This window comes from Mesorhizobium sp. M4A.F.Ca.ET.090.04.2.1 (assembly GCF_003999085.1).
GTDB lineage: Bacteria > Pseudomonadota > Alphaproteobacteria > Rhizobiales > Rhizobiaceae > Mesorhizobium.
This window is the reverse complement of record NZ_RZOT01000472.1, coordinates 1-4843: the sequence shown is the minus strand read 5'-3', so window position 1 is coordinate 4843 and position 4843 is coordinate 1. Positions and strand designations below refer to the sequence as shown.

Genomic DNA, 4843 nt, shown 5'->3' with positions numbered 1-4843 from the left:
TGACAAGCGTCTTGGAACGCGTGCCTCTGCGCCAATTCAGATCGGCAACAAGGCGTCGGGTTTCACATTGGCGATCGAAGCGTAGGTGTGCGTTTCCCGGACCCCCGGCAGCGGCAGGATGACCCGCTGCAGGAAATCCTGGAACATTGCCATGTCGGCGATGCGCGCCTTGACCAGGTAGTCGAAGCCGCCAACCACCATGTGGCATTCGATGATCTCGGGCGCCCGCAACACAGCCTCGGCGAAGCGGTCGAAGACATGCGGCGCTGTATGGTCGAGCCGAACCTCGATGAAGACAAGTTGCGCCTTGCCGATCTTGGCCGGGTCGAGGACGGCCCGCACCGCCCGGATGAAGCCTTCGCTGAACAGCCGCCTGATGCGCTGCGAGGCGCCCGTCGGCGACAGCCCGACCCGGCGGGCGAGGTCGAGCGTGGTGCGGCGGCCATCCTCCTGCAACAAACGCAGCAACGAGCGGTCGATACGGTCGAGATCGTCCATTTCAGTACTCACACTTTTTGGCCAAGTATTGCGTGATAGTCACGCGGAAATGGTCAAAACAGCATATTTCATCACGCTGTCAGGTGGCAATATCGTTCATGGGCAACTCAACCAGACCAGGGCAAGACCCCATGACATCAGCCATTTCGAACTACCGCAACGCCCACGCCAAGGGTGACACGCCGGTGCGCATATTGAGCGAGGCCGAGGTGAAAGCCTGCATCGACCTCCGCCGGCTTCTCGACGTACTGGCGGACGGCTTCCAGGCGCTGTCTGGCGGCAAGGTCGTCAATCCGGCGCGGCCCCAGCTCGACATTCCGCAGGCCGGCTATTCGCTGGCGATGCCGGCCTGGATGGCGGGCATGCATCTGACGGTGAAGATCGTCAACGTATTCGAGGGCAATATCGCCAGAGGCATCCCAAGCCATCTCGCCACCATCCATCTGTTCGACCCGCAGACGGGATTGCCGGTCTGCGTCATGGATGGCACCTACATCACCGCCGTGCGCACTTCCGGCTCGGCCGTGCTCTCGGTGCGCGAACTGGCCCGGCGCGACGTCAAGGTCGCGACTGTGGTGGGCGCCGGCGTCCAGGCCGGCCAGCACCTGCGCCTTCTGCCACTGGTCCGCGACTTCGCCGAGATCCGCATTGTCTCGAAGGAGTTCGCGGATGCGCAGGCGCTTGCGGCGCTACATCCGGGTATTGTTGCCGTCAGCGATATCGAGGCCGCGGTGCGCTCGTCGGATGTTGTCTGCCTGGCAACGCATTCCTTTGAGCCGGTGATTTCGGCCCAATGGGTGCGGCCCGGCACGCATGTCTCGTCGGTCGGCGTCGCGCCACCCGGTGGCGAATTGCCGGTCGAGCTTGTCGGCAAGGCCAGCCTTTTCGTCGAGACAAGCGATGCATTTGCCCCGACGCCGGTCGGTTCCTGTGAACTGGCTGGCATCGATCCGGAAACCGGAGCCGAACTTGGCGATATACTGCTCGGGGCGCGGCCGGGCCGGGTTAGCGCCGACCAGATCACCGTCTACAAGGCAATGGGCGTTGCCATGGAGGACATGGTGGCGGCCGACCTGGCTTACCGCGAGGCGGTCCGCCGGGGAATCGGGGCTGTCGCATCGCTGTAAAGGGTGGCAGCCGCGACGCGCCACACGTGTGCGAGCGCATCGGCTGACAACGGAAGTGCCGCTCACGCCTCGCCGGCTTGCGGCAGCATCTTCCGCGCCGGATCGGGCGCTTCGTCCGCCGGCGCGGCCGACTTGGCCGGCCGCCGGCCAAGCGAGCCGGCGGTCAGCAGGCTGAGCACGATGAACGGGATGCCGATGCCGAAGGCCGAGCGGATGCCCCAATGATCCGAGACGAAGCCGAGCAGCGGCGGGCCGAGCAGGAAGGCGACGAAGGAGATCTGCGACAACGCCGCGACGTTAATCGCCGCGGAGCGGTCCGTGCGCTGCGCGGCGGCGGAGATCGCCAGCGGGAAGATGGCGCTTGTGCCGATGCCCAGAAGCGCAAAACCCAGCATCGAGACAGCCGGCGCAGGCGAGAAAAAGACGATGAGCACGCCCGCGGCCATTGTCGCCAGCAGCACGCGTGCCACGCCGCTTGGCGAATGGCGGTCGACGAAACTGTCGGCGAAGAAGCGCGTCGTCGCCTGCGAAAACGCAAACAGCGCCACCGTGCAGCCGGCGACGAAGGGACCCGTGTCGAACACGGTGCGCATGTAGATCGCCGACCAGTCGATACTGGCGCCTTCCAGCAGCATCGCCGACAGTGTCACCGCGACGAGGACCAGGATCGGCAATGTCGGCCGCGCGAACATGGGCGCGGCATCGCCGGTGCCGGTTTGACGGGCGGGCGCCGGCTCGTAGCCACCGAGAAAGAGCATCATCGACAGGCCCACCATCGGCACGACGACGGCGAGATGGAGTTGTGGCGACAGTCCGAGATGCGCGAGCGCGCCGCCGAACAGCCCGGCACCGAAGAAGCCCATGCTCCAGAACGAGTGCGCCCGGTTCATGATCCGGCGTCCGAGCAGGAACTCGGTCCTGTCAGCCTCGACGTTGAGAATGATCTCGACGCTGCCGATCATAAGGCCGACCGGAAGCAGCATCAGGAACAGCGCAAGCGGTCCCGGCGCGTGCACCGCGATGGCATAGGCGAGCGCGATGAGCGGCACCAAGCCGAGCAGCGCGCGGCGGAAGCCGACGCGTTCAAGCACCGGCGCCGCCAGCGTCAGCGCCGTCAAGGTGCCGATCGGCGTTCCGATCAGGCTGAGCCCGAGCGTGCCGTCCTCGATCTCCATGGCGCGCTTGATGTCGGGGAGCCGCGGGAAGATGTTGCCCATGGCGAAGGAATAGATCGCGAACCCGGCATAGACGCGGTGTTGAGGGGCAAGGCTGAGACCAAAACGCATCGTGGTGCTTTCAATGAAAGTGGGTCGACGGCTGGCTTGTCCAGCAGTCCGACAAGGCTCACTCCTTGCACAAACGTGCAAAACATGCAAGAACGTGCAGAACAAAAACAGGATCATGCAATGCTGACCGATCAACGACAGCAGATCATCCGCGACCGTCTTGCGGCCGAGGGGAGGGTGCTGGCCGGAGAACTGGCGAGCCACTTCGGCGTTTCCGAGGATACGGTCCGCCGCGATCTCAGGGAGCTGGCGAAAGCGGGCAAGTGCCGCCGCGTCTATGGCGGCGCGGTCGCATCGGCACCTTTGGCCGCGGCAACAGTCAGCCAGCGCAGCGGGCACGCGGTCGAGGAGAAGATGCGGCTGGCGAGCGCGGCAGTGAGGCTGCTTTCCGCCGGACAGAGTCTGTTCATAGATGGCGGCACCACCAACGCGGCGATAGCCAGGGCCATTCCGCGCGAGCTCGAGCTGACCATCGCCACCAATTCGCTGGATGTCGCCTCGGCGCTGTCCGATCATCCGTCGGTCGCGTTGATCGTGCTCGGCGGCAGGTTCGTCCGCGACCTCGGAACCTGCGTCGGCGCCGATACGCTGGCGGCCGTCTCGCAGCTTGGCGCCGATCTATGTTTCCTGGGCTCCTGCGGCCTCGACGCCGCGCGCGGCGTGACGGCCTTCGATTCGGCCGAGGCCGAGGTGAAGCGCGCTATGGCCAGGAACAGCGCCGGCCTTGTCATCGCCGTCACCAACGACAAGCTGGCGACAGCGGCGCCCTACCGCGTCGCCAAGCCCGAAGCGATCCGCCATCTGGTGGTCGAAAAGACCGCGCCGGCCGCGATCCTCGCCGATTTCGAACGCCAGGGTGCTGAAATCCATTTCGCGTGAGAGGCCAAAGCGGCACGCCTGTGTGGCTGGTGGCGTCTCAGTCCAAAAACTAGCTGGCGATCATCATCGCTTGTAGTTGTTGCCGATCCTCTGTGGACCACTGGCTTGGGTCTTCCCCATGCGCGGACTTCGCGTGAAGCTCAACGTGCTGCATGACTTCTTCCGCGCTTTCTGCCGTAAACCTCCCCGGACAGGCTTCCATCCCGGGATAGTCCTTGCACCGATACGTGTACGCCATCGCTGCCTCCATCTTAGGAACATCTAATGGAGCGACCGCCTGCGGCCTTTGTCAACCGGCTCTGCAATTTCAACCGAGACACTACCGCGTGACCGCTTGCCTTGACAAAACCGGCCTCCCATGCGCTTTTCGCGCCAATTTTCGAGGCGGGCCTTCGGTCCGCAATCAGCATCCGGACTTCATCCATGACAATGCATCGTTACCGCAGCCATACCTGTGCCCAATTGAGAAAGAGCGACGTCGGAAATTCCGTTCGGCTGTCGGGCTGGGTGCATCGCGTGCGCGACCATGGCGGCCTACTGTTCATCGACCTGCGCGACCATTACGGCCTGACCCAGATCGTCGCCGATCCGGATTCGCCGGCCTTCAAGATCGCCGAGACCGTGCGCGGCGAATGGGTCATCCGCGTCGACGGCGAGGTCAAGGCGCGCCTGCCGGAGACGGTGAACGCCAACCTGCCGACCGGCGAGATCGAGATTTTCGCGCGCGAGATCGAGGTGCTGTCGGCGGCCAAGGAACTGCCGCTGCCGGTGTTCGGCGAGCCTGACTACCCGGAAGACATCCGCCTTAAATACCGCTTCCTCGACCTGCGCCGCGAGACGCTGCACAGGAACATCGTGGCGCGCACAAAGGTCATCGCCGAGATGCGCAAGCGCATGGGCGAGGTCGGCTTCACCGAATTCTCGACGCCGATCCTGACCGCGTCCTCGCCCGAAGGCGCGCGCGACTTCCTGGTGCCGTCGCGCATCCATCCCGGCACCTTCTACGCCCTGCCGCAGGCGCCGCAGCAGTACAAGCAGCTGATCATGGTCTCG

At 64.7% G+C, this 4843-nt stretch carries 6 protein-coding genes; 3 read left to right on the top strand and 3 right to left on the bottom strand.

The annotated features are described in order from the left end of the window. Window positions 1-36: 36 nt before the first annotated feature. On the bottom strand, window positions 37-498 hold the full coding sequence (locus tag EN781_RS25895; protein ID WP_126054981.1) for an Lrp/AsnC ligand binding domain-containing protein: 462 nt from the start codon (window positions 496-498) through the stop codon (window positions 37-39). A 131-nt stretch (window positions 499-629) separates the two neighbouring features. On the opposite strand from EN781_RS25895, the gene EN781_RS25890 reads away from it, so the two are divergent. Beyond that, window positions 630-1625 (top strand): ornithine cyclodeaminase family protein, encoded by a 996-nt coding sequence (locus tag EN781_RS25890; protein WP_245492656.1) that lies wholly within the window; start codon window positions 630-632, stop codon window positions 1623-1625. A gap of 62 nt (window positions 1626-1687) precedes the next feature. On the opposite strand, the gene EN781_RS25885 is transcribed toward EN781_RS25890, so the two are convergent. Next, window positions 1688-2911 carry an MFS transporter gene (locus tag EN781_RS25885; RefSeq protein WP_126054980.1) on the bottom strand — a complete coding sequence of 408 codons (1224 nt, stop codon included), beginning with the start codon at window positions 2909-2911 and terminating at the stop codon, window positions 1688-1690. Between the two features lie 120 nt (window positions 2912-3031). On the opposite strand from EN781_RS25885, the gene EN781_RS25880 reads away from it, so the two are divergent. Then, window positions 3032-3790 (top strand): DeoR/GlpR family DNA-binding transcription regulator, encoded by a 759-nt coding sequence (locus EN781_RS25880; protein ID WP_126054979.1) that lies wholly within the window; start codon window positions 3032-3034, stop codon window positions 3788-3790. 49 nt (window positions 3791-3839) lie between these two features. Here EN781_RS25880 and EN781_RS25875 read toward each other — a convergent pair whose 3' ends face one another. Beyond that, on the bottom strand, window positions 3840-4028 hold the full coding sequence (locus EN781_RS25875; RefSeq protein WP_126054978.1) for a DUF1059 domain-containing protein: 189 nt from the start codon (window positions 4026-4028) through the stop codon (window positions 3840-3842). 185 nt (window positions 4029-4213) lie between these two features. On the opposite strand from EN781_RS25875, the gene EN781_RS25870 reads away from it, so the two are divergent. Next, window positions 4214-4843 (top strand): amino acid--tRNA ligase-related protein (locus tag EN781_RS25870; protein WP_245492655.1); only part of this gene is annotated, 630 nt, incomplete at its 3' end.

Excerpts from the sequence above, each read along its gene's own strand:
- EN781_RS25895 (WP_126054981.1), bottom strand. The coding sequence starts at position 498 with ATGGACGATCTCGACCGTATCGACCGCTCGTTGCTGCGTTTGTTGCAG.
- EN781_RS25890 (WP_245492656.1), top strand. The coding sequence starts at position 630 with ATGACATCAGCCATTTCGAACTACCGCAACGCCCACGCCAAGGGTGAC.
- EN781_RS25875 (WP_126054978.1), bottom strand. The coding sequence starts at position 4,028 with ATGGCGTACACGTATCGGTGCAAGGACTATCCCGGGATGGAAGCCTGT.
- EN781_RS25885 (WP_126054980.1), bottom strand. The coding sequence starts at position 2,911 with ATGCGTTTTGGTCTCAGCCTTGCCCCTCAACACCGCGTCTATGCCGGG.
- EN781_RS25880 (WP_126054979.1), top strand. The coding sequence starts at position 3,032 with ATGCTGACCGATCAACGACAGCAGATCATCCGCGACCGTCTTGCGGCC.